Genomic DNA, 24440 nt, shown 5'->3' on the forward strand with positions numbered 1-24440 from the left:
ACGCCCATAGGATCGCGCATGGGCGACCCCGCTTCTCGGCGATCGACCGGCTCGGCGCCCCGCGCCGGGTCGAACGCGGCGTACCCCAAGGCGGTGGACGACCTCGTCGCCCACTTCGCCCGCCTGCCGGGCATCGGCCGACGCACGGCGGAGCGCCTGGCGTTCCACGTGCTGAAGTCGGACGAGGCGGCGGCGCACGCGCTGGCGCGCGCCATCGACGCGGTGAAGTCCGACGTCCGCCATTGCGACGTGTGCTGGCATCTGTCCGACGCGTCTCGCTGCGCGATCTGCGGGGACGAACGGCGCGACCGCACGCGCGTGCTGGTGGTGGAGCAGCCCAAGGACCTCATCGCGCTGGAGCAGTCGGGGATGTACCGCGGGCTGTACCATGTGCTCATGGGACGCCTCAGCCCGCTCGAGGACATCGGCCCGGACGAGCTCTCCATCCCGTCGCTGCTGGAGCGCCTCGATCACCCGGAGCGCAACCCCGGCGGCGTCGCGGTCCGGGAGGTCATCCTGGGGCTCAACCCGACGCTGGAAGGTGACGGCACCACGCTGTACCTCGCCGACGCGCTGCGGGCGCGCGGGGTGGCGGTGACGCGCCTGGCCCGCGGGCTGCCCAGCGGACAGTCGCTCGAGACCGCGAACAAGGCCGTGCTCGCCGACGCCATCACCGGACGCCAGAACGTCCTCTAGGGGCCGCATGCGCTTCGAGACCTCCCAGAGCCTGCGGATGGGCCAGCAGATGAAGCTGGCGCCGCGGATGATCCAGTCGATGGAGATCCTGCAGATGTCGCAGGCCGAGCTCGAGGCCCGCATCCAGCAGGAACTGGAGAGCAACCCGACGCTCGAAGTGGCCGAGGGCGGGAGCGACGCGCCGTCCGACGCCCCGCCCGACGAGGGGCGCCCCGAAGGATCCGACGACGGGCCCCTGCAGATCACGGGCGAATCGAACGCGGCGGAGTTCGAGCGCCTCGACGCGTACGAGCAGTCGCACCCGGACGCCGTCGAGAACGAGTACGTGCAGGACCTGACCCGCGCGGACGCGCCCGACGTGGGCTCGCTGCCCAGCGACATGGGCCCGCGCACGCGGTCGTCGTCCGACGAGCCGGACGCGCGGGCGCTGGCCATCGCCGGGGCGCCGGCGCGCTCGCTCTCGCTGCACGACCACCTGCGCCGGCAGTGGGCGCTCGTGGACGTCTCGCCCGAGCTGCGCGTGCTGGGGGACGCGATCATCTCGACCCTGGAGGAAGACGGGTACCTGCGCACGCCGCTCGAGGTGGTCGCGCAGAGCGTCGGCGCCACGCTCGCCCAGGGCGAGCGGGCGCTGGGCGCGGTGCAGTTGCTGCTCGAGCCGGCGGGGGTGGGCGCGCGCACCCCCGCGGAGTGCCTGCTGCTGCAGCTGGACGCCCTCGAGGAATCCGACGAGCACGGCTGGCCGGCGGGTGCATTCTCGAACGCGCGCCGCATCGTCGAGCATCACCTGGACGACATCTCGCACAACCGCCTCCCGCGCATCGCCGAGAAGACCGGCCTGCCCCTCGAGAGCGTCAAGGACACGATCGCGCTCCTCCGGCGCCTCAGCCTGTCGCCCGCGCGCCGCCTGGTCGACGACTCGCCGCCCCCCATCACGCCCGACGCCATCGTCGAGTACGACGAGGTGCAGGACCGCTACCTCGCCTACCTGAACGACGCGCGCGTGCCGAACCTGCGGATCAACCAGGAGTACGCCCGCCTCGCGAAGGACCGCGGCGCCGACAAGCGCGACCGCGAGTTCCTCCGCACCAACCTGTCGAACGCCCAGTGGCTGCTCGACGCCGTCGGCCAGCGCCGGCACACGCTGCTCCGCGTGGTGCGCGCGGTGGTCGACGCGCAGCGCGAGTTCTTCGACTTCGGCATGCACGCCCTGCGCCCGCTGCCCATGACGCTGCTGGCCGAACAACTGGGCATCCACGTCGCGACGGTGAGCCGCGCCGTCGCCGACAAGTACATCGCGACCCCGCGGGGCGTGCTCCCGCTGCGCAAGTTCTTCTCGGGCGGCGTCACGACCGACGCGGGCGCGGAGGTCGCCTGGGACGCCATCAAGGAGGCCCTGCGCGACGTCATCAGCGCCGAGGACCGACGCAAGCCCTTCAGCGACGAGCAGCTCGTCGCCGAACTCAAGAAACGCGGCATCGAGATCGCGCGGCGCACGATCGCCAAGTACCGCGAGCAGCTCAACATCCCGTCCGCCCGCCTGCGCCGGGCGTTCTAGGCCCGGCGCAGGGCGTCGTCGTCCGACCTAGAGCGGGCACTGCCCGCCGGCGACCACCACCGTCAGGGCCTCGATGTCATCCTGGTCCACGTTCCCGTCGCGGTTGAAGTCCGGGTCGGCGCCCGAGCAGCCGGTGTCGCCCGCGACGGCCTGCACGAGGCAGTCGATGTCGTCCTGGTCCACGTTCCCGTCCTGGTTGAAGTCCGGGTCGCACTGCGGGGCGATGTACGTCAGCCGCACGAACGTGTTGAAGTAGTCGACCTGGAAGCCCGGCGCGTCGACCATCGCGAACGTGCCGTTCCGCGACGCCATCGTCATGATGTCGTACGTGTTGCCGGGCGAGGGCTGGTGCGCGAACACCAGCCGCACCCGCAGCGTGCCCCCGAGCGCGGCGGCCCCGCTCACGCTCAGCACGTCGAACGCGCCCGCCTGCGCCCCGCCGATCTGCACCTCCAGCGTGCCCCCAGCGCCCTGCGTGTAGGTGCCCTGGATCGCGAGCGTGCCCGGCGCCACGTCGTCGCCGGGCGAGACGACCCCGCCGTTGTTCGTCGTGTTGCTGTCGAGCACGCCGGTGCCCTCGACCCGTCCGCCGTTGATCGTGCAGACATCGCTATCGACCTCGAGCTCGCCGTACACCCGGGTGACGCCGGCGGTCTGGAGATACGCGTCCGACGTGCGGTCCAACTTGCGGAGCGCATCGACGAGGACCGTGCCCCGGTTCTCGAACGGCCCGGCGACGACCTGGATCCCCCCCGCGCCCTGCACGCGGAGCGTCCCGCCGGTGTCGTTCAGGAACCCGCCGCTCGCGCCGGGCGGGTCGATGACGATCGCGTTCGTCGCATCGGCGATGATCGATCCGCGATTGACAACCGCGAGCGTGTTCGCCCCGATCTGCCCGGCGCCGCGGACCGTCTGATTCTGCACGACGAGCGTGTTCCCCAGAACCTGGGCATCGACGAGGTTGACCGCCGAGTTCGAGAGCTGGAGCGTGCCGCCCCCGATGAGCGTGACGACCGGGGTGTCGATCCGCAGGTACGTCCCGGCGCCGATGCTGGAGAGCGAGAGCGTGCCCCGGTTGTCGATGGTCCCGCGGGCGAACACGAGGTTGCCGTTGGTGATCGAGTGCGAGCCCTCGAGCGTGAGACCGCTCATGGCGGAGCTCCCCGTCCACGACCACACGCCCGAGCCGATCGCGCGGACCACGCCGCCGGTCATGGTGGCGGCGGTCAGAAGCCCGGACCCGCCGGCCTCGACGACGAACAGCCCGTCGGCGTTGTCGAACGCGCCGTTGGTGAGCGTGAGCGAGGAGCCGGAGAGCGCGCGCACGGTGCTGTTGTTCTCCATGCCGCCGCTGGGCGGATCGAGAACCATGCCGGCGGATCCCTGCGCTTCGATGAGCGAGTTGTTGACGATGACGAGCGAGTTGTCGCCGACGCGTCCCGAGCCGCGGATGGTCTGGTTGTTGAGCACGAGCCGGTTGTTCACCACCTGCGCGTCGATGATGTTCACGCTCGAGTTGCTGAGCTGCACGACCCCGCCGCCGGTCATGATCACCTCGGGCGCGCCGACCCGCAGGTACGTCCCCGCGCCGATGGACGAGAGCCCGTACGTGCCCTCGTTCACGATGGGCCCGGTGAAGAAGTTGAGGTTCCCGTTGACGGTGTTGATGGTCCCCTGGAACGTCACGCCCCCGAACGAGCTGGAGCCGCCGAGCACCCACACGCCCGAGCCCAGCGACCGCACGATGCCGCCCGTCACGGTGCATGCCGTCACGGTGCCCGACGCGCCGGCTTGGACCTCGAGCAGCCCGCCGGCGTTGTCGAACGATCCACTCACCAGGGAGAGCAACGAACCCGTGAGCGCGCGCACGGTGGAGGTGTTCGTGAAGCCACCGGACGGCGGGTCGATCGTCAACCCCGCGCTGCCCTGCGCCTCGATGAGGCCCGTGGAGTTGACGAGCGCCAGCGAGTTGTCGCACAGGCGTCCGGACCCGCGGATCGTGCTGGCGTTCGTGAGGACCAGGTTGGAGACCTGCGCGTCGATGATGTTCGGCGAGCTGTTCGAGAGCGACAGGACGCCGCTCCCGCTGAGCGTCATGTTCTCAAGCACGCGCAGGTACGTGCCCGCGCCGATGGAGTTGAGGCTGATCGTGCCGTGGTTCGTCAGCCCTCCGCTCGCGTGCGCGAGGTTGCCGTTGTTGATGTTGACCGATGTCGTCGCGCTCGTGCTCACGCCCTGGAGCGTGCACGTCTGGAGGGTCACGCTGCCGGTCGGCCCGGCGGTGTTGAGGGTCCCGCCCACGACCGTGCACGCGTTCAGCACCACCGTGCTGTTGGGCTGCGCCTCGATGAAGTGATTCGTGTTCGTGTACGTCCCCGGGTTGAGCGTGAGGGTCGAGCCCGTCAGCGCCCGCAGCGTGCCGTTGTTCACCAGCGTCGCGGCCGGATCTATCGCCAGCCCCGCCGAGCCCGCCGCGCTGATCGTCGTGTTGTTCACGAAGTTCAGCGTGTTCTGGCCGAGCTGCCCGGCCATCTCGATGCCCTGGGCGATGGAGTTCGTCAGCGTGAGCCCGACGACCTGCCCGTCGACGATGTTCGCCGCCGAGTTCGTCGACGTGAACGCCATGTTCGTGCCGATCTCGACGTTGTTGAGCAGGCGGATGTACGTTCCGGCGCCGATGGATTCCAGGCGGCACGACCCCGAGTTCGCGTGCAGCGCGTTCTCGAGGTACATGATGTTGCCGTTCGGGACGATCACGCGCCCCTCGATCGTGAAGTCGCGGAACACGGCGCCACGCACTTCCATCCGCTCGGTGCCGTTGGGCCCGCTGAAGAACCGCCCCCCGATGATCGTCGCACCACCGTTCGCCATCACCACGCCCGACCCGCCCACCACCCCGATCTCGCCGGGCGAGGTCTGCGTGTACGTCCCGGCGTTGAGCGAGAGCGTTCCCCCTTCCGCCGTCATGCTCCCCGTGTTCAGGAACGTGGACGCCGGATCAATGGTCAGGGTTTCGCCTGCCCGCGTCGCGCGCACGAACCCCGAGTTCTCGATGTTCAGCAGGTTCGCGCCGAACGACCCCGATCCCCGGATGGTGCCCTGATTAACGAGCGTCACGCCGCTCGAGCTCGCATCGATGACCGCCGCCGGCCCGTTCATCTCGATGACCGCGTCCGACGGGCCGTGCACCGCGTACGTCCCCGGCGCGCCGGACAGCCGCACGTACGTCCCGGCGCCGATGGTGTTGAGCGCGATCGTCCGTCCGGAGAAGATCCCCGTCGTGCCCGTGCCGTCCGACTGCGTGACGACGCCGAGCAGCGCCCCGTTGTTCACGTTGATGCGCGAGCCCGGCGAGCCCCCGACCTTGTCGACCGTCACGAAGGTGTCGAGCGTAACAATCGCCCCGCCCGGGATCAGCGGCACCTCGGTGGCGACGTTCGGCACGCCGTTGTCCCAGTTCACCACGCTCGACCACAGCCCGTTGTTTGGGCCGATGTAGTTCGAGAACGTCTGCTGGCCCGCCGCCCGCCCCGCCAGCGCACACAACAACCCAACGCACGACGTGCGCGCCATCGATCCGAATTGCATCGCAACTCCTCCGACCAGGGCCGGGTTTCTCCCCCCGACGGCCGGGAGTTTCGCCCACGCAGCCGAAAAATGCAACCGCAAGTTTCGCAGCAGGTTGCCGCGCGCGAGCCGAACGCCGGGGCGTCCAGGCCGCCCCGCCGTCCGAACGCGTCGCGCCAAACGCCTACTTCCCGGCGTAGTCGATCAGCCGCGCGATCTCGCTCCGCAAGTTCGCCCGCGCTACCACCCGGTCCACCAGCCCGCTCTTGTGCAGGAACTCGCTCCGCTGGAAACCCTCGGGCAGTTCCTGGCGGATCGTCTGCTGGATCACCCGCGGCCCGGCGAACCCGATCAGCGCCCCCGGCTCGGCCAAAATCACATCGCCCAGCATCGCGAAGCTCGCCGTCACGCCGCCCGTCGTCGGGTCGGTCAGCACGCTGATGAACAGCCCGCCCGCGTCGTCGTGCCGCGCCAGAGCCGCGCTCGTCTTGGCCATCTGCATGAGCGACAGCCCGGACTCCTGCATCCGAGCGCCACCCGAACAACTGACGATCACCAGCGGCAGGTTCTCCCGCGTCGCATGCTCAATGCTCCGCGTCACGATCTCACCCACCACCGAGCCCATCGACCCCATCATGAACGTGAGGTCGAGGCAGCACAGCATCGCCTCGCGGCCCTTGATGAAGCACGTCCCCGCCTTCGCCGCGTCCGTGTTCCCGGTCTTGATCTGCTCCGCCAGCAGGCGGTCCTTGTACGTCTTGAGGTCGCGGAACCCCAGCGGATCGCACGACGTCAGCCCCGCGAACCGCTCCTGGAACGAGCCGGGATCGGCCAACTGCCGCACCCGCTCGGCCGCCGAGATCCGATTGTGCAGCCCGCATTCCGGGCACACGTGCAGGTTGGCCTCCAGGTGCCGGCGGTACACCATCTTGGCGCACCCCGCGCACCGCAGCCAGAGACCTTCGGGAATCGACGCCCGTCGCTGCGGGCGAACCTCGCTCCACGTCCGTGTCGTCGCGTCGGCGCCCTTCGCCATGCATGCTCCCCAAGGCCGTCTCTCTCGCCCGGGTCTCGCCCCCGCGGGGCGGCCCCTGATCGCCCGCGGCTCCGTCGCGGGCAAGCGGGAGTTTATCACCATCCACGGTGCCGCGCGCGACAGGACCGTACATAGGGCGAACGTCAAGGACCTCGCTCGCGCCGCGTCGGATGTCGCCAGTCCGCACCGGAAACAACCGTCGCGCGAACGCCGACGCCCGACTCAACACGTCCCGGGTGCGATTCGAACGCACGACCTGCCGCTTAGAAGGCGGCTGCTCTATCCACCTGAGCTACCGGGACCTCGCACAAACTCTAGCGGCACGGGCACCACCCCCGCGTCCAGCCCCCCGTGATACCTTCCCCGGTGACCCCGATCCCCTTCGAGAAAGTGCACGGCCTGGGGAACGACTTCGTCCTCATCGACGCTCTCGCCGACGCCGCGCTCAGCGCGGTCGACTGGGCCGCTCTCGCCCCCGCGGCGTGCGACCGGCACACGGGCATCGGGGCCGACGGCGTGCTGGTGCTCTTGCCGCCCGATCGCCCGGGATCGCACGCCCGCATGCGCATCGTGAACGCCGACGGCGGGGACGGCGGGATGTGCGGCAACGGGATCCGCTGTGCCGCCCGTCACCTCGTCGAAGCCCACGCCGCCGCGTTACGCCCCGCCGGTGTTGCCCATCCGCTTCGCCTGACGATCGACGTCGGCGACCGCACGTACGCGATCGACGTCGAGACGCGCGACGGGCGCTTCCTCGGCGCGACGGTCGACATGGGTGCTCCCGCTCTGCCCGCGGGCGGCCCAGAGCCGATCCCGCTGCACCTGCTCGGCAGGGCCGATGTCGCTGCGTCCGGCTGGGCCGACGCGTGCGACCTGCGCGAGGGCTTCGTCCGCGTCGACATGCCCAACCCGCACGCCGTGTTCTTCGTCGGCGATGTCACGCGCGTGGCGCTGGAGCGCGTCGGCCCGGTGATCGAGCACCACCCGATGTTCCCGCTCCGCACGAACGTGCAGTTCGTGCAGGTGCTCTCGACCGAGCATCTGCGCGTGCGCACTTGGGAGCGCGGCGCGGGCGCGACGCTCGCCTGCGGCACCGGCGCGTGCGCGGCGGTCGTCGCCGGCTCGATCTCCGGGCGCTGCACCCGCCAGGCCACCGTCTCGCTGCCGGGCGGCGATCTCCGCGTGTCGTGGGACGGCGCGAGCGGGCACGTCTTCATGACCGGCCCGGCGGAACGCGTGTTCGCGGGCCAGTGGCGCGGGCCGCGCTAGCGAGGCTCGTCGCGCGCGATGCGCGAGTCGCCGGCGGCCCTGGTTGCCCCCGCTGCGCCCGTCACCGGGTTCTCTCGCACGAACCCGCCGTCGTCGAACCGCACCATGTAGTCCGGATTGATCTTGCGATCGGGGATGGGGTAGTCGGTGGTGATGACCTGCGCCCCGCAGGCCTTGGCGGCCTCGAACCGCTCGCGCGTGCCCGCCCGCGCCTCGCGCGTGTCGGCGTCGGCCCGCGTCCGCACGACGTACCCCTTCGACACCAGGTCGCGGATGCGCGCCTGGTCCTTCACCGGGTCGTTGATGATCAGGATCGCCGCCTCGGGCGTGCCGGGGTCCGAGGTCGTGAAGAACACGCGCCCGCGCAGCGACGGATGCCCGCGCACGTAGCGCTCGCGCTTCACGCCGCCCTCGTCGAGCACGAAGATGAATCGCCCGCGCAGTTCACGGATCGTCGGCCACCCGCGCGAGAGGATCGCGCCCTCCAACGTCTCCGCGCCGCCCCGCACGAGGTCGGGCGTGCACAGGTGCGCCTCGCCCAGGTGCTCGCGCACCGTCGCGTCGAGCTGCTCGAACGCGGGCTCGGTGAAGTCCGCGCAGTCGACGCCCCCCGGGAACCGCGACTTGCCGGTCTTGCAGTTCATCGTGACGATCACCGGCTCGTGACGCGGGTTCTTCGCCGACCACGCGCGCATCTCGGCCAGGTACCCGCGGAAATCGTGGTGGTGCGAGCGGAAGTCAAAGTCGGTGTCGTGGATCACCTTGAACCCGGGCGTGTCGAGCGAGCCGTCGGCGTTGAAGGGCTTGGGCGTCGCGCCGCTCGCCGCGAGGAGCTTGTTGCCCAGGGGCGTCGCGTACCGCCCGCCGTCGGGGTCGTAGCAGATGTCGATCTCGAGGTTCCGAAGCCCCAAAGCGAGCTGGTCGGCGACGCGCAGGTGCGTGTAGTCGATCGCCTGCGCCTGATTGCGGCTCGTGGTCTCGATGATGGCCAGCAGCGCCGGCTCCGGCGCGATCTTGTACGAGTTGTGGCTGCCGATCACCTGCACCTGGTTTAGTCGGAGATCGCCGAACGGCTCGGCGAACGCCGCGGCATGCGGTGCGCCGCCCGATGCACCGCCCGACGCCCGGGCGCCCTCACGCGCGGCGCACGCGCCGAGCAGGGAGGCGAGCACGACCAGCATCGTCCAGACGGCGGTACACGGCGTGTGCATGGCCATTTTCCCTTCAGACGGAACGGGCATCCGGATCTGGAATGACGATCGGGTGACGCTCGTACAAACTAGGCCCGCAAAGCCGGAGCCGCAGAGTCCTCACGGCATCTTCATCCGAAATCGGTAGGGACGGAATGAGATTCTCGGTGCGAGCGACCGCCGATAGTGGTAGAGTCCGATTCCACGCCGAACCCTGAGGAGACGTCCATGCCGCTCGCCGCTCGCCGCTCGCCGCTCGCCGCTCGCCGCTGACGCTTAGCGCAGGGCACCTGCACATGCTCCTCGCAGCCCTCATGTTCTGGTGGATCGCCGTCGTGCCACCTCCGGCGAGTGCGCAATGGACCCTGACCTACGTTGTCGGTGAACAGAACGCGACGGCCGCCCTGGGACGGGATCGCGTCATGCCGATGCGAATGTCGCTGGATCGGGCGCGACTTAAGCTGGAGTCGATCCTTTCGGGAAGCACCGGCAACGCTCGATTCGTGGTGCTCTGGGAGAATCCTTCGAGCCCGACCGCAGTTGCGAACGCGACTGTGTCCATGTTCCACACGGCTACTGTTGCGATCGCCAAAGACAAGCTCACGAACCAGGCGACGGCCGACAATGAACCCGCGAGCGAGGTGCTGTTGTACGAATCGCTACCCGCGAGCAGCATTCCGTTTCGCTTCGATACCGCCACCACGCTATTTGCCACGCAAGTGGCCATTCCAAATGCCCTCAATAAGCATCTCGCCTTCCAGCCCACGACCGAACAGACAGACGGCACCATCCGGTTCCGTCCGCCTTCGCCGACACTCAAGTGGCAGTTCTGGCCAAAACGAGACGGCCCCGTTCTCCCTGAATACGAGCTTTTCGAGGCGGTGGCAATTCATGAGTCGCTCCACCTGCTGGGCTTCGACTCGGTCGCGGAGGCGAGCACCACGCCGAGCACGCTGGACTCGTGGGATTTGTTCCGGTTTGCCGACACCAGTGTCCCGATCGACGCGATAGAGTTCGAGACGCTGCCCCGCGAGCTGCGGCCGACTGTCGACGCCACGGCGATCACCCTGCTCGGGAGCACGACGAAGGCGTACAAGCTGTCGCGCGGGAGACGAACCGGCGGGGACGGGTTTCAGGCAGCTCACTGGCGAAGCCTAAGTCTCCTCACTCCGCCGACCGCGATCGGTGTTATGGACCCGGGTGGTAGCTTTCCCATGTACTCGTCACTGGGCAAACGTTTGTACACTCGTGCGGATGTCGAGGCGCTAGATGTCATGGGATGGAACGTGAACCCAGACGCTGTCCAATACACGGCGGCAGATCCCGTGAATCTCGTCGCGCCCGCGGCGACCGCACAGTTCACGACCGGCGAAGCGATTACATTCTCATGGCAACCAGGACCGTTCAACGACTGGAGCGTGTTCATCACCCGGGTCGAGGAGATTGGCAACGACAACCCGATCAAAGTCTTTTACCAACTCCCGCCGGAGACGACGTCCGTCATTCTTGAGGCGGCCGAATCGCTCCCGCCCGGCGAGTATGTCTGGTCCGTTGTCGGCGCTACGGCGGCGGGATATGCGGACTCGGAGGATCGGAGCCTGACAATCCTCCCCGCGTGCGACCCCGACATCAACTGCGACGGAAACATCGATCAGGACGATATTGTCTGCATCGTCAGCGCCGTCGGGGGCGACCCGACCTGCGCCTGCGGCGATCCGGACTTCAACCAGGATGGCAATCTCGATCAGGAGGACGTCGCCCGCCTCACGGAAGTCGTCGCCGGCGGCCCGTGTCCGTAACACTGTCTTCGCGTCCAACCACTCGCAACCGCTACCACTCCGGCCCGCCGGTGTAGCGTCCGTAGATGTCGGCCATGGCCTGCACCATCTCGCCAAGCGTGCAGTTCGCGAGCGCGCCGTTCACCAGCGCGGGCATGACGTTCGTCGGATGCAGGCCGTAGTTCCAGTCCGCCCGCTCGCCCGCGCTGACGGCGGGCGCCTGCGACGCCGCGCCCATGCGGATGCCCGCCGCGTCGAGCGCGGGGAACGTCGCCACCTCGCCCCGGCAGACCTTGCGGATCGCGTCGAGCGCGGCCTTCACGCCGGCGGCGTCGCGACGCTTCTTGAAATCCGCCAGCCGCTCGTTCTGCTGGATCTCGACCTCGTCGGGGATCACCAGGATGTCGATCGGGCGCTTTTCGTCGGGGTCGATGTACGCGTTGACGCCGACGATGATGCGGTCCCCCGCCTCGCACTCCTCGCTGAAGCGGTAGCTCGCCTCCGCGATCGCGCGCCGGAAGTAGCCGCGGTTGATGCCGTTCACCACGCCCCGCCCGTACGTCTTGCGTCCCTGGTACGCGACGTGCTCGGCCAGCGGCGTCGCGCTCTCGTGCGCGTGCCCGGCGCGGCTCGGGTTCCGCCAGTCGCGATACTCGCCCATCGCGTCGATCTCGTGCAGCAGATCGAGGGCCGCCCGCTCCATCGTGTCCGTCAGTTGCTCGACGAACCACGATCCGCCGAGCGGATCGGCGACGCGCGTGACGCCCGTCTCGTGCGCGAGAATCTGCTGCGTGCGCAGCGCGACGGTGACGGCCTGCTCGGTCGGCAGGCCCAGCGTCTCGTCCATGCTGTCGGTGTGCAGGCTCTGGCACCCGCCGAGCACCGCGGCCATCGCCTGGTACGCGACGCGCACGATGTTGTTCAGCGGCTGCTGCTCGGTCAGGCTGCACCCGGCCGTCTGCACGTGCGTCTTCATGTACCACGACCGCTCGCTCGACGCCCCGTAGCGGTCCTTCATCACGCGCGCCCAGATGCGCCGGGCGGCCCGCAACTTGCAGACCTCCTCGAAGAACTCGTTGTGGCTGTTGAAGAAGAACGACAGGCGCGGCGCGAACGCGTCGACGTCCAGCCCGCGCTCCATCGACGCCTCGACGTACTCCATCCCGTCGCGCAGCGTGAACGCCAGTTCCTGCGCCGCCGTGCTCCCGGCCTCGCGGATGTGGTACCCGCTGATCGACACGCTGTTCCACTTCGGCACGAAGCGGCTCTGGAACTCGATGGTGTCCACCACCAGTTTCACGCTCGGCTCGGGCGGGTAGATGAACTCGTTCTGGCTGTGGAACTCCTTCAGGATGTCGTTCTGCAGCGTCCCGCCCAGGCTGCCCCACGAGATGCCCCGCTGCAGCGCGTGCGCGAGGTACATCGCCCAGATCACCGCCGCCGGCCCGTTGATCGTCTGGCTCACCGTCACCCGATCGACGGGGATGTCGGCGTACAGGCGGTGCATGTCCTCGATCGTCGCGATCGCCACGCCGCACTTGCCGACCTCGCCCACCGAGAGCTCATCGTCGCTGTCGCGCCCCATGAGCGTTGGCAGGTCGAAGGCGGTCGAGAGCCCGGTGTTGGCGTTCGTGCCCTTGGCCTGCTCGAGGAGGTACTTGAACCGGCGGTTCGTGTCGTCGGCGCTGCCAAAGCCCGCGAACTGGCGCATGGTCCACAGGCGCGTGCGGTAGCCCTGCGGGAACAGCCCGCGCGTGTACGGGTACGCGCCGGGCGCGGGCAGGTCGCGCGGCATGTTTCGCAGCGCCTCCGGCTCGCGGTAGCCCTGCGACGCAGGGCCGTACGACGGATCCAGCACCACCCCGCTGATCGTGACGGCGTGCGGATCGACTTTCTGGGTCACCGGGGTCGTCTGCGGGCGCGAGGTGGTGGTCATGCCCGCAGTGTAGGGATCGACCCAAAAAGATCGAGACGATCGTCCCCGACCGCCTCCCGAATCCGGCGCTGGGCGGGCCGGCGTGTAGGATCGGGCGATGCACCCCGACGCCGCAACGTCCCGCCGCCCACCGCTGCTCGCGCTCGCCGGGCTGGGCGTCCTGCTGCTCGCGGCCGGGCTGCAGAAAGTCTGGTCCATCGACGTCTGGTGGCAACTCCGCAACGGGCAGTGGATCGTCGAGCACCTCGACGTGCCCCGCAGCGAGATGTACTCGTGGACGAACGCCGGGGCACCGCTGCGCGAGATGCGCTGGTTGTACTGCGCGGCCTTGTACCTGCTGTACGCCCGCGTGGGCGATTGGTCGATGACGCTGCTGCAGGCCGCGGCGGTGTGGTCCGCGTGGGCCATCACGATCTGGCCGTTCCGGCGCATGCTGCGCCATCCGCTTGTGCCGTGGATCATCGGGCTGGGCGTCGCCGCGGGGCTCGGCCGCTGGGTGATGCGCCCGGAACTCGCGACCTACGTCGGCGTGGCGCTCTCGCTCGCGCTGCTGTCGCGCCTGCGCGGGCGCGACGAACCGGGCGATGGCCACGGTGCCCCCACCGCGCACGTGCCTGCCGACGCCTTCGCGAGCGCCCGCGCGCACGGCGCTCGCCCGCGGCCCTTCCCGTACCTCACGGTCGGCTCGCTCGTCCTGATGCAGGTCCTCTGGACCAACCTTCACACGCTCTTTTTCTTTGGCCCGCTCCTCGCCTGGTGCTTTGTCGCGGGCGAAGGCGTGCAGCGCGCCATCGATCGCGCCCGCGGCGCGCCCCGGCGCCCGCTTGTCAGCCTGCCCCTGCTCGCCGGCGCTGTCGGCTCGACGCTCGCCTGCTGGGCCAACCCGTACTTCCACGACGGGGCGATGTACGTCGTGCAGATGTTCCGCGAGACGCGGGCCGGGCACGCCACCAACCAGTTCATCGGCGAGATGCGCAGCCCCACCGAGATGCCGCTCGCCGACTGGACGTGGGACCTCGTCGCCGGGGCGATCCTCGCGTGCGTGGGCGTGACGATCGCCGCGCTGAACATCCGGCGCTTCGACGTCGTGCGTCTGGGCATCCTCGCGCTCGGCGTGATTCTCTTCATTCAGTTGCAGCGCAACGCGCCGATGCTCGCGCTCATGGCGGCGTGGGCCGCCCTGGGCGAACTGCGATCGCTCGCCGCCGCGAGACGCTCCTCGCCGCACGCCGGCTCGCCCCGCGCCCCGTCCGCCGCGTCCGTTCTCGCGCGGCGCGCGTCGCCCGTGGCGTTCCTCGTCGCCTGCCTGCTGGCGGCATGGTTCATCGCGTCGGACCGCGTCGGACCGCGCCTCAACCAGCCGCGTGAGTCGGGCTTCGGCGTCGTGGAATGGACCCTGCCCGCGGGCGGGGTCGCGTTCCTCGCCGAGAACCCGCCCTCCGGACGCCTCTTCAACACCATCCGCGACGGCGCGTACCTCATCTGGCGCGCCCACTCCATCCCGGTGTTCATCGACGGACGGACCGACGCCTACGGCCCGCAACTTCTGACCGAAGTCTCCACCATCTCCGGCGCCGATTGGGACGCCTTCGCCAACGCCCGCGCCATCGACGCCGCGATCCTCCCCACCGTCGGCTACGACGATCTCATCAGCACGATGGCCCGCTCGCCACAGTGGGCTCCCGTCTTCGTCGATCATCGCAGCGTGGTGTTCTACCGCCGCACGCCCGCGCACGCGACCGTGATCGCCGCGGCGTCGCCGGGCCTCATCGCGCCGCCCCCGCCCGAGACCTTCCCGCCCGACACCCCGCCCGCGTGGAAGCGCGGCGTCGGTGCGCCCACGCGCGCCTGGCGGGCCGAGGGGTTCGCGTCCGCGTGGTTCGCGCTCGGACGACCGGAACTTGCGCGCGCGTGGATCACGCGGGGGCTCGCGGCCGAGCCGCGGAACCTCAACCTGCGCGCGTTCGACGCGACCGCCCGCCTGGGCGCCGCCGACGACCCGGAGGGCTGGGCCTCGCTCCGCGCGCTTCCGCGCGAACGCCGCTCGGGCGTGCTGCGCGAGGCCTCGCGCGCCCTCCTCAGCGCCCCGCGATTCGACCTTGCCGAGCGCGTGCTCGCCGAGGCGATCGCGCTCGAGCCCGACGCCCGCGACCTGCACGTGGCGCGCGGCGACGCGCTGTTCCAGGGCGGCAGGCCCCGGGACGCCCTGCCGTGTTATGTAAAGGCGCAGGACCTCGGCCCCGCCCACGCCAACGAGTGGAACAAGATCGCGACCATCGAAGACGCGCTCGGCAACCCCGCCAACGCCGAGCGCGCCGCCGAGGCGTCCTTGAACCTCGACCCCAACCAGGCGCTCGTGTGGAGCATGCTCGGCACGTACAAGGGCCGCCGGGGTGAACTCCGCGGCGCGATCACCTGCTTCGAGAACGCGCTCAAGATCGACCCGGCGCAAACCCGCGCCGCCGAGAACCTCGCGCGCGCCAAGGCCTACCTCCAGCAGGCGGCTCCCAAGGCCACCACACCGCCGACCACCCCCACGGCCCCCACCACGCCCATTCCCCCGCCGCCTCGGTGACGCGCGCGGCCCGCGCCTCAGCCCGGGGGCTGGTTGTCGGGATCCTCCGCATCGGGCGAGATCGGCAGCGGCTCACGCGGCGTGGGCAGCACACGGTCTCCCGGCTGGCGATGGATCAGATAGTCCAGCCCCGCGATCGAACCGGGCACGAGCACACTGGGCCCAGCGGCCGGATCGAACACGCCTCCGTCGTCCACGCCGTCCGCCGCCGCGCTGTACAGCACGTACCCGCCGCCCTCGCGCCGATACCCGAGCGTCTTGCCCGACCATGGGTCGCGGAGCGTGTCGGCGTCGAGCCCGTCGAGTTCGGCGAGCGTCGCCGGGTACGCGCCCGTCGCGAGCCGGCTGCGTTCCAACGCCAGCATGATGCGCGTGGCGCGACGATGGAGCGCCGCCATCGTCGATGGCGCGATCAAGCGGTCGGGCGTCGGCGCCAGCAACGCCATCAGCAAGAGATTGGTCTCATCCGCGGGCGCGAGCGCAGTCCGCTCGTGCGGCTCCGTCTCGATCTTCCCGCGAAGCACCGCGAAGCGAAGATCCATCGCGCGAAGGTTGGACCGGTACGTCCCCAGACGCCCGCTCGGCAGATGGGACCCGAACGAGATCGCCTTGAGCGGTCTCGACCAGCGTTCGAGCCGCACGCGCGATGGATCCTCGAACACCCAGGCGATCGTGTCCTGTTGCACGAGACGTTCGCCCTCGATCATGCTGCTCGAGGGCAGGTGCGACTGCTGGCGCACGAACGCGCCTTCCGCCGCCTGCACCGTCCCCGCATCAGGCCGTGACGCGACGAAGTCCTTCAGCCGCTCGAACGCCAGGGCCTCGATCGCGAACGCGACCAGCCAATCCAACAGCAAGATCTGCGACTTCAGAATGCGCGACATCGCCAGCGAAGACTCGTACGCAGACACCCACTCGCGCTCGTCCTCGTCGGCGAGCGCGAGCGTCATCCGCCCGGCGTTGATCCGCGCGAACTCACGCGCCACGCCCAGTTCGGGCAGCAGCATCCCGAGACTGGGCGCTCCGGGAGGGAGTGTGATCGGCCGCACCGCGAACGGGCGCGTCGCCATCTCGTCCAGTTTGTCGAACACGCCCGCCGCGCGATACTGCCCGAGCAGGTCGATCGCCAGCACGCGCCCGCGCTCGTTGCGCTCGTCGACGTGTGCCTGGCCCGACACCGACCGGTCGTAGAGCGCGCCGAACGACGGATACACGCCGTCGGCCCCGGCCATCGCGGCCGCCGCGCGCCAGGTGTTCGCGTCGGTCTGTTCCTTCCGCATGCGGGCCTGGTCGAACGAATCCCACGCGTTGGGGTCGCCTTCCTTCGTGCCCGGGGGTTGCTGCGACAGCACAAACTCAACGAGGCCCGGCGCGCCCGGGCGCTCGCGCGCCGCCACCCCGGCCTGCCAGCGGATGAACACCTCGTACCCCAGCGCGAGCACCAGCAGCAGCACGACCGGCGTCGCCAAGGCCCACGTGATGCGCGTGCGCAGACGCCGGCGCTCCTCGGGCGTGCGCACGCGTCCGCCGGCCTTGGTCATCTCGGGCGAGGGCATGAACAGCCGCACGCCCGCCTCGTTCACCTGCACCTCGCCGAGCGATTCGTCGGGCGTCGCGTGGAACCCGCACTCGGGGCACAACACGCGCCCGTCGGCCACAAGCGGGATCCCCGTCAGCCCGTACCCGCACGCCGGGCACGTGCCGCGCGTGCTCAGCACGCGCCGGATGCCGCGCCGCAGCAGCACGTCGCGCGTCACCAGCCAGCCGGCGCCGCCCAGCCCGATCACCAGCACGAACACGCCGGCCATCATCGCGAGGTACGCGGCATCCGTGAGGCGCAGCGAGTCCCCGCCCAGGACATACTCGGAGTATGCCCACGCGACACCGGCCCCGCACGCCATCCCAAGGACCGTCGCGATGCCCTGCAGCAGCACGCGCAGCGCACGACGCCCCAGGCGGCGCTTCGTCGCTCGAACGAACCCCGCGCATTGCTCGTCGCTGAAGGCGTCCAGCTCCGGGAACGCGCGGTACACCCTGGACATCGGCAGGCGCATGCGGGACCGTCTACCTCCACCGCCTTGCGCGGGTTGCGAAGCCCCGACCCCGCCGCCGCCTCATCGCTCCGCCGACTCGCGGTTCAGCAGGAAATCCAGCCCCGCGCCGCCCGCGCTCTGCGATCGGAGCGGCTCGGCAAAGTCCACCTTCCCTCCGTCGTCCGTCCCGTCCGGGCCCGCGGCGTACAGCACGAACCGCCGCCCGCCCTCGTACGGCCCCTTCGACGGCGGCATGTATCCCAGCGCGTGCCCGGTGTACGGGTCGACAGGCACGCCCGCGACGAACGCCGGCACGAGCGCCGCCAGTGTCTCCGGGGGCGCGCCCAGCGCTCGCTCCGCCCGCGCGAGCGCCAGTAGCGCCCGCGTGCCGCTCCGATCGGCTTCGAACATGTCCCGCGACGCCAACGCCTTGTCCAGCGCCGGCATCAGAATGCCCAGCAGCAGGTTCTCGTTGCGAATGGTGTCCAGACGCTCCCACCCGCCCGCGCCGCGACGCGCGGCGGGCAGCATCGCCGCCAGTTCGTCGACCAGGTCATACGCCTCCTCGGACAGGCGCTGCTGCGTTGCCCGATCGGGCATGCCCGGCCCGAGCGCACGCCCCTCCGGCACCACGCGGGTGCGCACGTCGGGCACAACCGCCCCGTCCGTCGACCCCCGCAGATACGCCAGCCCCTCCGGCCCCGTGAAGTACACGAACTCGATCGTGTCCGACGCCAGCAGCCGCTCCGCGCGCAACGCGCGGCTCAACGGCGCCACGGCCTGCTCCTCGATGAGCGACGCCAGCCGTGCCAGCGACGCGTCGTCCAGGCGCCCGGTGAGGATCCCCTGCCGGATCACCTCCAACGCGCGAGACTGCACCGCGAAACCCACCAGGTGCGCGATGATCGGGCCCTGGCGCGAGCCGTGCACGCCCAGCGCCAGGATCTCGCCCACCCGCTCCACAAACGCCTCGGCGTCGCCCGCCTCCAGCGCGATGACCGCCCGCGCCGAGTTCAGCCGCGTCAACGACCGCAGACGACCGAGCTGCGGCAACTTCGTGTCGATCAGCGGCCCGCTCGCCTCGTGCACCGGGACTGCGCGCGGCAGCGCCGCCGCCTTTGCGATCAGCGCGCCCACGCCCGCCGCCTCCAGTCCCTCCACGCCCCGGCGCGCGGCGTCGCGCTGCGCGGGCGTTGCGTCCTTGCTCCACAGCGCGTCGAACTGAACACCGTCGCCCGACTCGAGCAGCGACCGCTCCACCTCCAGCACCCGCGCACCCGCTTCCTCGATCACCGCCAGCGCGTCCTCGCCCGTCGCAGGCTGGTCCTCGCGTAGCAGGGCGGCATACGCCGCGTGCGATCGCGCAAAGATCGCGTCCAGCGTGTCCGTCGTTCCGGGCGCGACCGGCGCTGGCGCTCCCGCAGCCGACGGCCCCGGCGCCACGCCCGGCGCCGGCTGCCGATCGCACCCGGCCACGCCGATCAGCCCGGCCAGCAACCCCGCGAGGCTCGCCCCGCCTCTCCTGGATCGTCGCATGATGACCTCCCCGCCGACACCACGCGCCCGCACGCTCGGGGGCTACTTCGCCGGGTATTCGTACACGCCCCGGCGCGACTTGTCGCCCAATCGCCCGGCCGTCACCAGTTGCTTGAGCAACGGGCACGCGCGGTACCGGTCGTTGTTCAGACCGTCGGCCAGCACGTCCATGATGTGCACGCACGTGTCGAGCCCGATGAAGTCCGCCAGGCGCAGCGGGCCCATGGGGAAGTTGCACCCGAGCTTCATGATCCCGTCGATCGCCTCGGGCTCGGCCACGCCCTCCATCCACGCGTAGAACGCCTCATTGATCATCGGCATCAGCACGCGGTTGCTCACGAACCCCGCGCGGTCGCTCGCCTTCAGGGGCGTCTTGCCCATCTTCGTCGCCAACTGGATCGTCCGCTCCACCACCCCCGGCGCCGTCTGCATCGCGGGGATGACCTCCACCAGCGCCATCAGCGGCACGGGATTGAAGAAGTGCATGCCGACGACCCGCGACGCCGCGCCCCCGGCCGCCGCCGCGATCTGCGTGATGCTGATGCTGCTCGTGTTCGTCGCGAGCACGACGTCCTCGCGCGGGAACATCGCCGCCAGCTTCGCGAACAAATCCTTCTTGACCGCCGCGTCCTCGACGATCGCCTCGACGACCCAGTCGGCCCCGCTCAGCGCATCCAGGCTCGTGACGAACCGGACCCGCCCCGCCGCGCCGTCCGCGTCGGCCTGCGAGATCTTCTGCTTCTCGACCAGCTTCGCGAGGCTCTTGGCGTGCACGCCCTTGCACTTCTCGATCGCGCCGGGGAAGGCGTCGAACACCACGCACTCGATCCCCGCCATCGCCGCGACCTGCGCGATGCCCCCGCCCATCTGCCCCGCACCGATCACGCCCAGCGTCTTCACGTCCGCCATCGCACCCTCCCGCAAAGCCCCAGCGTAGCACGGCGCGTCCGTCCCCCGCCCGCCGCGTCTCGCGTCGGCACTATCCTCGCGCATGCCCTCCATCGCCCAACTCGAGAAGCTCCTCGCCGCCGATCCCAACGACCCCTTCGTGCTCTACGCCCTCGCCCAGGAGCACGCCAAGCACGGCGCCACCGACACCGCCGTCGACTTCTTCGACCGCTGCCTCGCGGCCGATCCCACCTACCTCTACGCGTACTACCACAAGGCCCGCGTGCAGCTCGAAGCCGGGCGCGCCGACGACGCCCGCGCCGCCCTGCGCACCGGCATCGCCGCCGCGACCCAGGCCGGCGACGCCAAGGCGCTCAACGAACTCCGCGCGCTCGCGCTCGACGCGGAGGACTAGTCGCCGAGAGGTAACCGCGGACGCGCAGGCGTGGAAGACGCGCCGCCGACAACACGCCGTCACGAGCCGAGATCACGCACCGTGCCCACCCGCCCGCTCACTCCCGACGAAAAGGCCTATCGCGCGGCGTTGCGCCTGCTCCGCGTGCAGGACCGCAGCACCGCCGAGCTGCGCGCCCGCCTGGCGAAGTTCCCGCCCGCCGCCGTCGAGCGCACCATCGCGCGCCTGGTCGCCTCGAACCTCCTGAACGACGACGCCCTGGCCCGGCGCATCGCCGACGCCGCCGGCGAACGGGGCGAATCGCACGCCCTCATGCGCGACCGTGCGCGCCGGCGCTCCCTCCCCGCCCGCGCCGCGGCCCGGGCGATCCACGCCGCCCCCACCGACGCCGCCCTCGCGCTCGCCGCCGCCCGGGCCGCCGCCGCCCGCCTGCCCGCCTCGCTCGATGCGCACGCCCGCTGGCGCCGCGTGCTCGGCGCGCTCGCGCGGCGCGGGCACGACGCCGAGGCCTCGCTCGACGCGGCCCGCGCCGTGCTCGGCGAGCCCCCCGACCCCTCCGACGCGCACCCGTCCGACGCGGACTCCGCTACCCTGTAGCCGTGACCACCACGCACCTCGCCCTCGTCGTCGCCGGGGCCTGCACGCTCGCGCTGGGCGGCTGCCTCGCCGACGCCAACAACCGCCACACGCTCGGCCGCCTCAACGACCCCGCGAACGCCGTCGAGCTCGAGGCGTTCCGCGATCGTGCGGGCGCGACGACCCCCGACGCCGCTCGCGCGCACGACGAGCCCGGCCCTCGCACGCTCGACCGCTCCGCCTGGACGCCGCAGGAAGTCCTCGTTCCCGTCGACGGCACGTACGGCTATCCGCGCTACGCCCGCCCGCCGCGCTGGACCGACGACACCGCCCGCCAGCGCGGCGACCCCGTCACCGTCTCCACCGCCCTCGAACTCGAGGGCGACACGCTCGACGTCCGCGTCGCCGAGACCGCCGCGTCGCCCTTCCTCGCCGCCTGGGACGGCGTCCTGCTCATCCCGCGGTTCTTCTACCTCCCGCCGTGGCAGGAAGTCCGCCACCTTCCCCGCTCGTACTGGCGCGTCCCCGCGGCCCGGCAGGCCACGTCCGTCACCGCGCCCGTCGAACAACCCGCCGACACCGCGCCAACGCGGGAACTCAACCGGTGACGCACCCCCACCGCGTCCACCCCGACTACGAGGTCTCGCCCGCCGACGCGCACGCGAGCCTCTCGCGCCGGGCCTGCGTGCTCGTGGACTGTCGCACCCAGCCGGAGTGGGACCTGGTCCGGGTGCCCGGCAGCGTGCACGTGCCGCTCGATGAACTGGGCGCCCGCGCCGACGAGATCGACGTCCCGCCCGGCGTGCCCGTCTACGTCATCTGCCACCACGGGCGGCGCTCGCTCGACGGCGCGATGATCCTCCGCGCCAGCGGCATCGAATCGCTCAAAGACGCCCGCTCGGTCGCGGGCGGCATCGACCTCTGGTCGCAAGCCGCCGACACCGCCGTGCCCCGCTACGAGCGTGCCCCGGGCGTGCTGCGCCTGCGCACGCCGTGAGCCACGACGAACCTCGCTGCGCGCGTGTCTTGGCGCGCGTCAACGCTCACGTGCCGCCATGTCGCCCGCCACCAACGAAAACGCCCCGGGGCTTTGAGGGCCCCGGGGCGCGGAGTTCACACAGTACTTACAAGCCGGCCTGTGCCGACTTTCTGGCGTTCCGCCCACTTACGGGCAGGGGGCGCCACCGACGACCTGCTCGAGCGCAGCGATGTCGTCCTGGTCGACGTTGCCGTCGCGGTTGAAGTCAGGGTCGACGCCGCCACCCAGGCAGGTGGGGTCGCCGGCGACCGCCTGCGCGAGGCAGGAGATGTCGTCCTGGTCGACGTTGCCGTCCTGGTTGACGTCGGGGTCACAGGGGGTGGTGGGCGTGCCGCCGGTGTAGATGTCGGCGCCGAGGGTCAGGTTCGAGCCCGAGGTCCCGCGGACGTGGAAGCGCCCGTCGTTGATGGGCTGGAGGTCCTGGGTCGCGAAGAGGGCCGAAGCCATGTAGTAGGTGCCGGCGGGCAGGGTGCCGTTCAGGCCTTCGAAGGTGTTGACGGCCGGCGGGTAGGTGCGCGGGCCGCTGCCGGCGCCGAAGGAGAACTGCGGGAGGGCCGCCTCGCCCTCGTCGTCCGAGAAGGCGACCAGGTCGCCGTTGGAGTTGAAGATGTACGCGACGCCATCGGCGATGGGAGTCGAGAGACGGGCGAAGTCGATGTCGAGGAACGAGTCACCGGCGCCGGCGGTGGCGGTGAGCTCGAACCGCGACCACAGCACGCCGCGCAGGCCGGAATCGGTCGCCGTGCCCTGGCGGAAGTCGGGGTAGACGATCGGGCCGCCGGGGGGCGAGGCCGCGTAGTCCTGGTGGTTGATCAGGGGGGTCACGCTGGCGGGGGCCGGCGCGCCGTTGGTGTTGGTGCGGATGTTGAGGGTGAAGGCGCCGTTGGTCCCGACCGGGCTCACGCCGAAGGCGTTCGCGCCGAACGAGGAGCCGGTGGGCGCCACGGCGAGGTAGTACGTGCCGGCGGCGAGCTGCCCGTCGCGACCGTCGTACTGCAGTCCGTCGGCGACTTCCGCGCGACGACCGACGCCGAACGTCAGCTGGGCGTTGTTGCCCGAGCCGTCGTTGTCGTCCGAGCCGCTCTGGCCGGCCAGGTTGCCGTCAGCGCCGTACAGGCCGATGGCGACGTCCGAGCCCGAGCCCTCGGAGTCGATGTCGAAGTACTTCAGCGCGACGTCTTCGGCGCCCTGGGCGACGCAGACCTGGTACCACTGGACGCCCGTGCCGCCGGCGTTGTTCACGACGGTCGTGCCGTCGGTCACGCAGCCGAGGTCGATGCCCGTGGGCGGGGGCGGCGGGGGGATGTCGCCGAACAGGCGGATGACCAGCCCGCGCACCGGAGCGCCCGCGTTCGTCTCGCGGTGCTCGTGCGCGCCGGCGCCGGCGCCGGTGATGATCGGGGTGCCGCCGGCGAACACGCTGTTGCCGTTGATGTCACGCCCGTAGCTCGACACGCTCGCGCCGACGCGCGTCGTGGGCTCCAGACCCCACACCGGGAACGCCCACTGCGTGCCCGTGCCCGCGGAGGCGAAGGGGAGCAGCGTGTTCGTGCCCGTCTGCACGAAGCGGGTCTGGATGTAGATCTGGTTCGTCCCGTCCGGAACCGGCAGCGGAACCGTCAGCGCCGAGGTCACCGACCAGATGAACCCGCAGTCCAGGCCGCCAGCCGCGATCGGGATGCGAACCGTCCCGAACGGGGTCGCGGGCGTCAGCATGTTCGGGGCGGTGAAGTCCGCCGCCGTGTAGAAGTCCATCACCACGTCGAACGGGTTCACGGGGCCAGTGCCGCTCCCGTTGCCGCACGCGGTGCCCGAGGTCTGCACGAACCAGTTGATGCTGGTGATCGCGCGCCCGGTCAGCCCGGCCCAGGGGCCGGGAGCCAGGTTCACGTCGTCCAGCGCGTTCGTCGTGCCGAGCACCACGAGCTGCCCGCCGCCGCCGAACACGTTGCTGCCGTTGTCATACACCACGCCGATGGCCCGGTCGCCGAACGGCGGGGCGCCGTCCTGGTTGATCACCACGTGACCGCCGAACGGCGCCGGCGTGGTGCTCTCGCTCACCTGAGCCAGGGCCGCGGGGCACAGCGTGCCGGCGGCCAACGCGATCAGAAGACTCTTCCGCATTGCATGAACTCCTCTTGTCGTGTCCCACATGGGGGACTGTTCTCACCAACCACCGAGGCAGCCACGCCGCCCCGGCCTCACCCTCGCTCCGTTCGAGGGATACTGCGCTTCGACTCACACCGCGACCGGCCCCGGACTTGGCATGGGACCTCTCGCGGGTACTTTTCGACCACCCCTCCCCTTCGCTTCGGCGTTTTCTGGGACTCTCGCTCCTTGGACGCCTG

The 24440-nt window shown here is 70.7% G+C and carries 17 protein-coding genes and 1 tRNA gene; 9 read left to right on the plus strand and 9 right to left on the minus strand.

The genetic code is table 11. From position 1 onward, the window contains the following. Positions 1 to 18 precede the first annotated feature (18 nt). Together recR and rpoN are read left to right on the plus strand one after the other, a co-directional pair. The gene (gene recR / locus SFY69_04910) at positions 19 to 696 is read left to right on the plus strand and encodes a recombination mediator RecR (protein ID MDX2131374.1); all 678 of its coding nucleotides are present in this window, start codon (positions 19 to 21) and stop codon (positions 694 to 696) included. A gap of 7 nt (positions 697 to 703) precedes the next feature. Beyond that, the gene (gene rpoN / locus SFY69_04915; GenBank protein MDX2131375.1) at positions 704 to 2254 is read left to right on the plus strand and encodes an RNA polymerase factor sigma-54; all 1551 of its coding nucleotides are present in this window, start codon (positions 704 to 706) and stop codon (positions 2252 to 2254) included. Between the two features lie 27 nt (positions 2255 to 2281). Here rpoN and SFY69_04920 read toward each other — a convergent pair whose 3' ends face one another. The 3 genes from SFY69_04920 to SFY69_04930 form a co-directional block, all read right to left on the minus strand. After that, positions 2282 to 5842: a hypothetical protein gene (locus SFY69_04920; protein MDX2131376.1), complete on the minus strand. Its 3561-nt coding sequence runs from the start codon at positions 5840 to 5842 to the stop codon at positions 2282 to 2284. Between the two features lie 163 nt (positions 5843 to 6005). Next, complete coding sequence (accD, locus tag SFY69_04925; protein ID MDX2131377.1) at positions 6006 to 6857, minus strand: acetyl-CoA carboxylase, carboxyltransferase subunit beta; 852 nt, start codon at positions 6855 to 6857, stop codon at positions 6006 to 6008. A 228-nt stretch (positions 6858 to 7085) separates the two neighbouring features. Next, positions 7086 to 7159, minus strand: a tRNA-Arg gene (locus SFY69_04930). A 64-nt stretch (positions 7160 to 7223) separates the two neighbouring features. Between SFY69_04930 and dapF the strand changes: the two genes are divergently transcribed. Then, positions 7224 to 8126 (plus strand): diaminopimelate epimerase, encoded by a 903-nt coding sequence (gene dapF, locus SFY69_04935; protein MDX2131378.1) that lies wholly within the window; start codon positions 7224 to 7226, stop codon positions 8124 to 8126. On the opposite strand, the gene SFY69_04940 is transcribed toward dapF, so the two are convergent. Continuing rightward, entirely contained in the window at positions 8123 to 9337 is a 1215-nt protein-coding gene (locus tag SFY69_04940) for a phosphatidylinositol-specific phospholipase C1-like protein (protein ID MDX2131379.1), read from the minus strand. The genes dapF and SFY69_04940 overlap by 4 nt on opposite strands. A gap of 275 nt (positions 9338 to 9612) precedes the next feature. Between SFY69_04940 and SFY69_04945 the strand changes: the two genes are divergently transcribed. After that, positions 9613 to 11115 (plus strand): NF038122 family metalloprotease, encoded by a 1503-nt coding sequence (locus tag SFY69_04945; protein ID MDX2131380.1) that lies wholly within the window; start codon positions 9613 to 9615, stop codon positions 11113 to 11115. 31 nt (positions 11116 to 11146) lie between these two features. Here the strand turns inward: SFY69_04945 and SFY69_04950 are convergent, their stop codons facing one another. Then, positions 11147 to 13030 carry a methylmalonyl-CoA mutase family protein gene (locus tag SFY69_04950; protein MDX2131381.1) on the minus strand — a complete coding sequence of 628 codons (1884 nt, stop codon included), beginning with the start codon at positions 13028 to 13030 and terminating at the stop codon, positions 11147 to 11149. Between the two features lie 97 nt (positions 13031 to 13127). On the opposite strand from SFY69_04950, the gene SFY69_04955 reads away from it, so the two are divergent. Next, positions 13128 to 15605: a tetratricopeptide repeat protein gene (locus SFY69_04955; GenBank protein MDX2131382.1), complete on the plus strand. Its 2478-nt coding sequence runs from the start codon at positions 13128 to 13130 to the stop codon at positions 15603 to 15605. Positions 15606 to 15622: 17 nt separating this feature from the next. Here the strand turns inward: SFY69_04955 and SFY69_04960 are convergent, their stop codons facing one another. From SFY69_04960 to SFY69_04970, 3 genes are read right to left on the minus strand one after another with little or no spacing between them, the layout of a single operon-like run. Beyond that, on the minus strand, positions 15623 to 17659 hold the full coding sequence (locus SFY69_04960; GenBank protein MDX2131383.1) for a hypothetical protein: 2037 nt from the start codon (positions 17657 to 17659) through the stop codon (positions 15623 to 15625). Between the two features lie 60 nt (positions 17660 to 17719). Next, positions 17720 to 19174 carry a hypothetical protein gene (locus SFY69_04965; GenBank protein MDX2131384.1) on the minus strand — a complete coding sequence of 485 codons (1455 nt, stop codon included), beginning with the start codon at positions 19172 to 19174 and terminating at the stop codon, positions 17720 to 17722. A gap of 42 nt (positions 19175 to 19216) precedes the next feature. Further along, positions 19217 to 20083 (minus strand): 3-hydroxyacyl-CoA dehydrogenase NAD-binding domain-containing protein, encoded by an 867-nt coding sequence (locus SFY69_04970; protein MDX2131385.1) that lies wholly within the window; start codon positions 20081 to 20083, stop codon positions 19217 to 19219. An 82-nt stretch (positions 20084 to 20165) separates the two neighbouring features. Here SFY69_04970 and SFY69_04975 point away from each other — a divergent pair, with 82 nt between their 5' ends. The 4 genes from SFY69_04975 (at position 20166) to SFY69_04990 (ending at position 22050) form a co-directional block, all read left to right on the plus strand. Then, the gene (locus tag SFY69_04975; GenBank protein ID MDX2131386.1) at positions 20166 to 20477 is read left to right on the plus strand and encodes a tetratricopeptide repeat protein; all 312 of its coding nucleotides are present in this window, start codon (positions 20166 to 20168) and stop codon (positions 20475 to 20477) included. A gap of 81 nt (positions 20478 to 20558) precedes the next feature. Beyond that, complete coding sequence (locus tag SFY69_04980; GenBank protein ID MDX2131387.1) at positions 20559 to 21074, plus strand: RecX family transcriptional regulator; 516 nt, start codon at positions 20559 to 20561, stop codon at positions 21072 to 21074. Positions 21075 to 21076: 2 nt separating this feature from the next. Beyond that, positions 21077 to 21661, plus strand: a complete 585-nt coding sequence (locus tag SFY69_04985) for a hypothetical protein (protein ID MDX2131388.1) — start codon at positions 21077 to 21079, stop codon at positions 21659 to 21661. Then, complete coding sequence (locus tag SFY69_04990) at positions 21658 to 22050, plus strand: rhodanese-like domain-containing protein (GenBank protein MDX2131389.1); 393 nt, start codon at positions 21658 to 21660, stop codon at positions 22048 to 22050. The genes SFY69_04985 and SFY69_04990 overlap by 4 nt, the downstream gene beginning before the upstream one ends. A gap of 168 nt (positions 22051 to 22218) precedes the next feature. Here the strand turns inward: SFY69_04990 and SFY69_04995 are convergent, their stop codons facing one another. Beyond that, on the minus strand, positions 22219 to 24216 hold the full coding sequence (locus SFY69_04995) for a hypothetical protein (GenBank protein ID MDX2131390.1): 1998 nt from the start codon (positions 24214 to 24216) through the stop codon (positions 22219 to 22221). Positions 24217 to 24440: the final 224 nt, after the last annotated feature.

This window comes from Planctomycetota bacterium, assembly GCA_033763975.1.
In the GTDB taxonomy this organism is placed as follows: Bacteria; Planctomycetota; Phycisphaerae; order Phycisphaerales; family UBA1924; genus RI-211.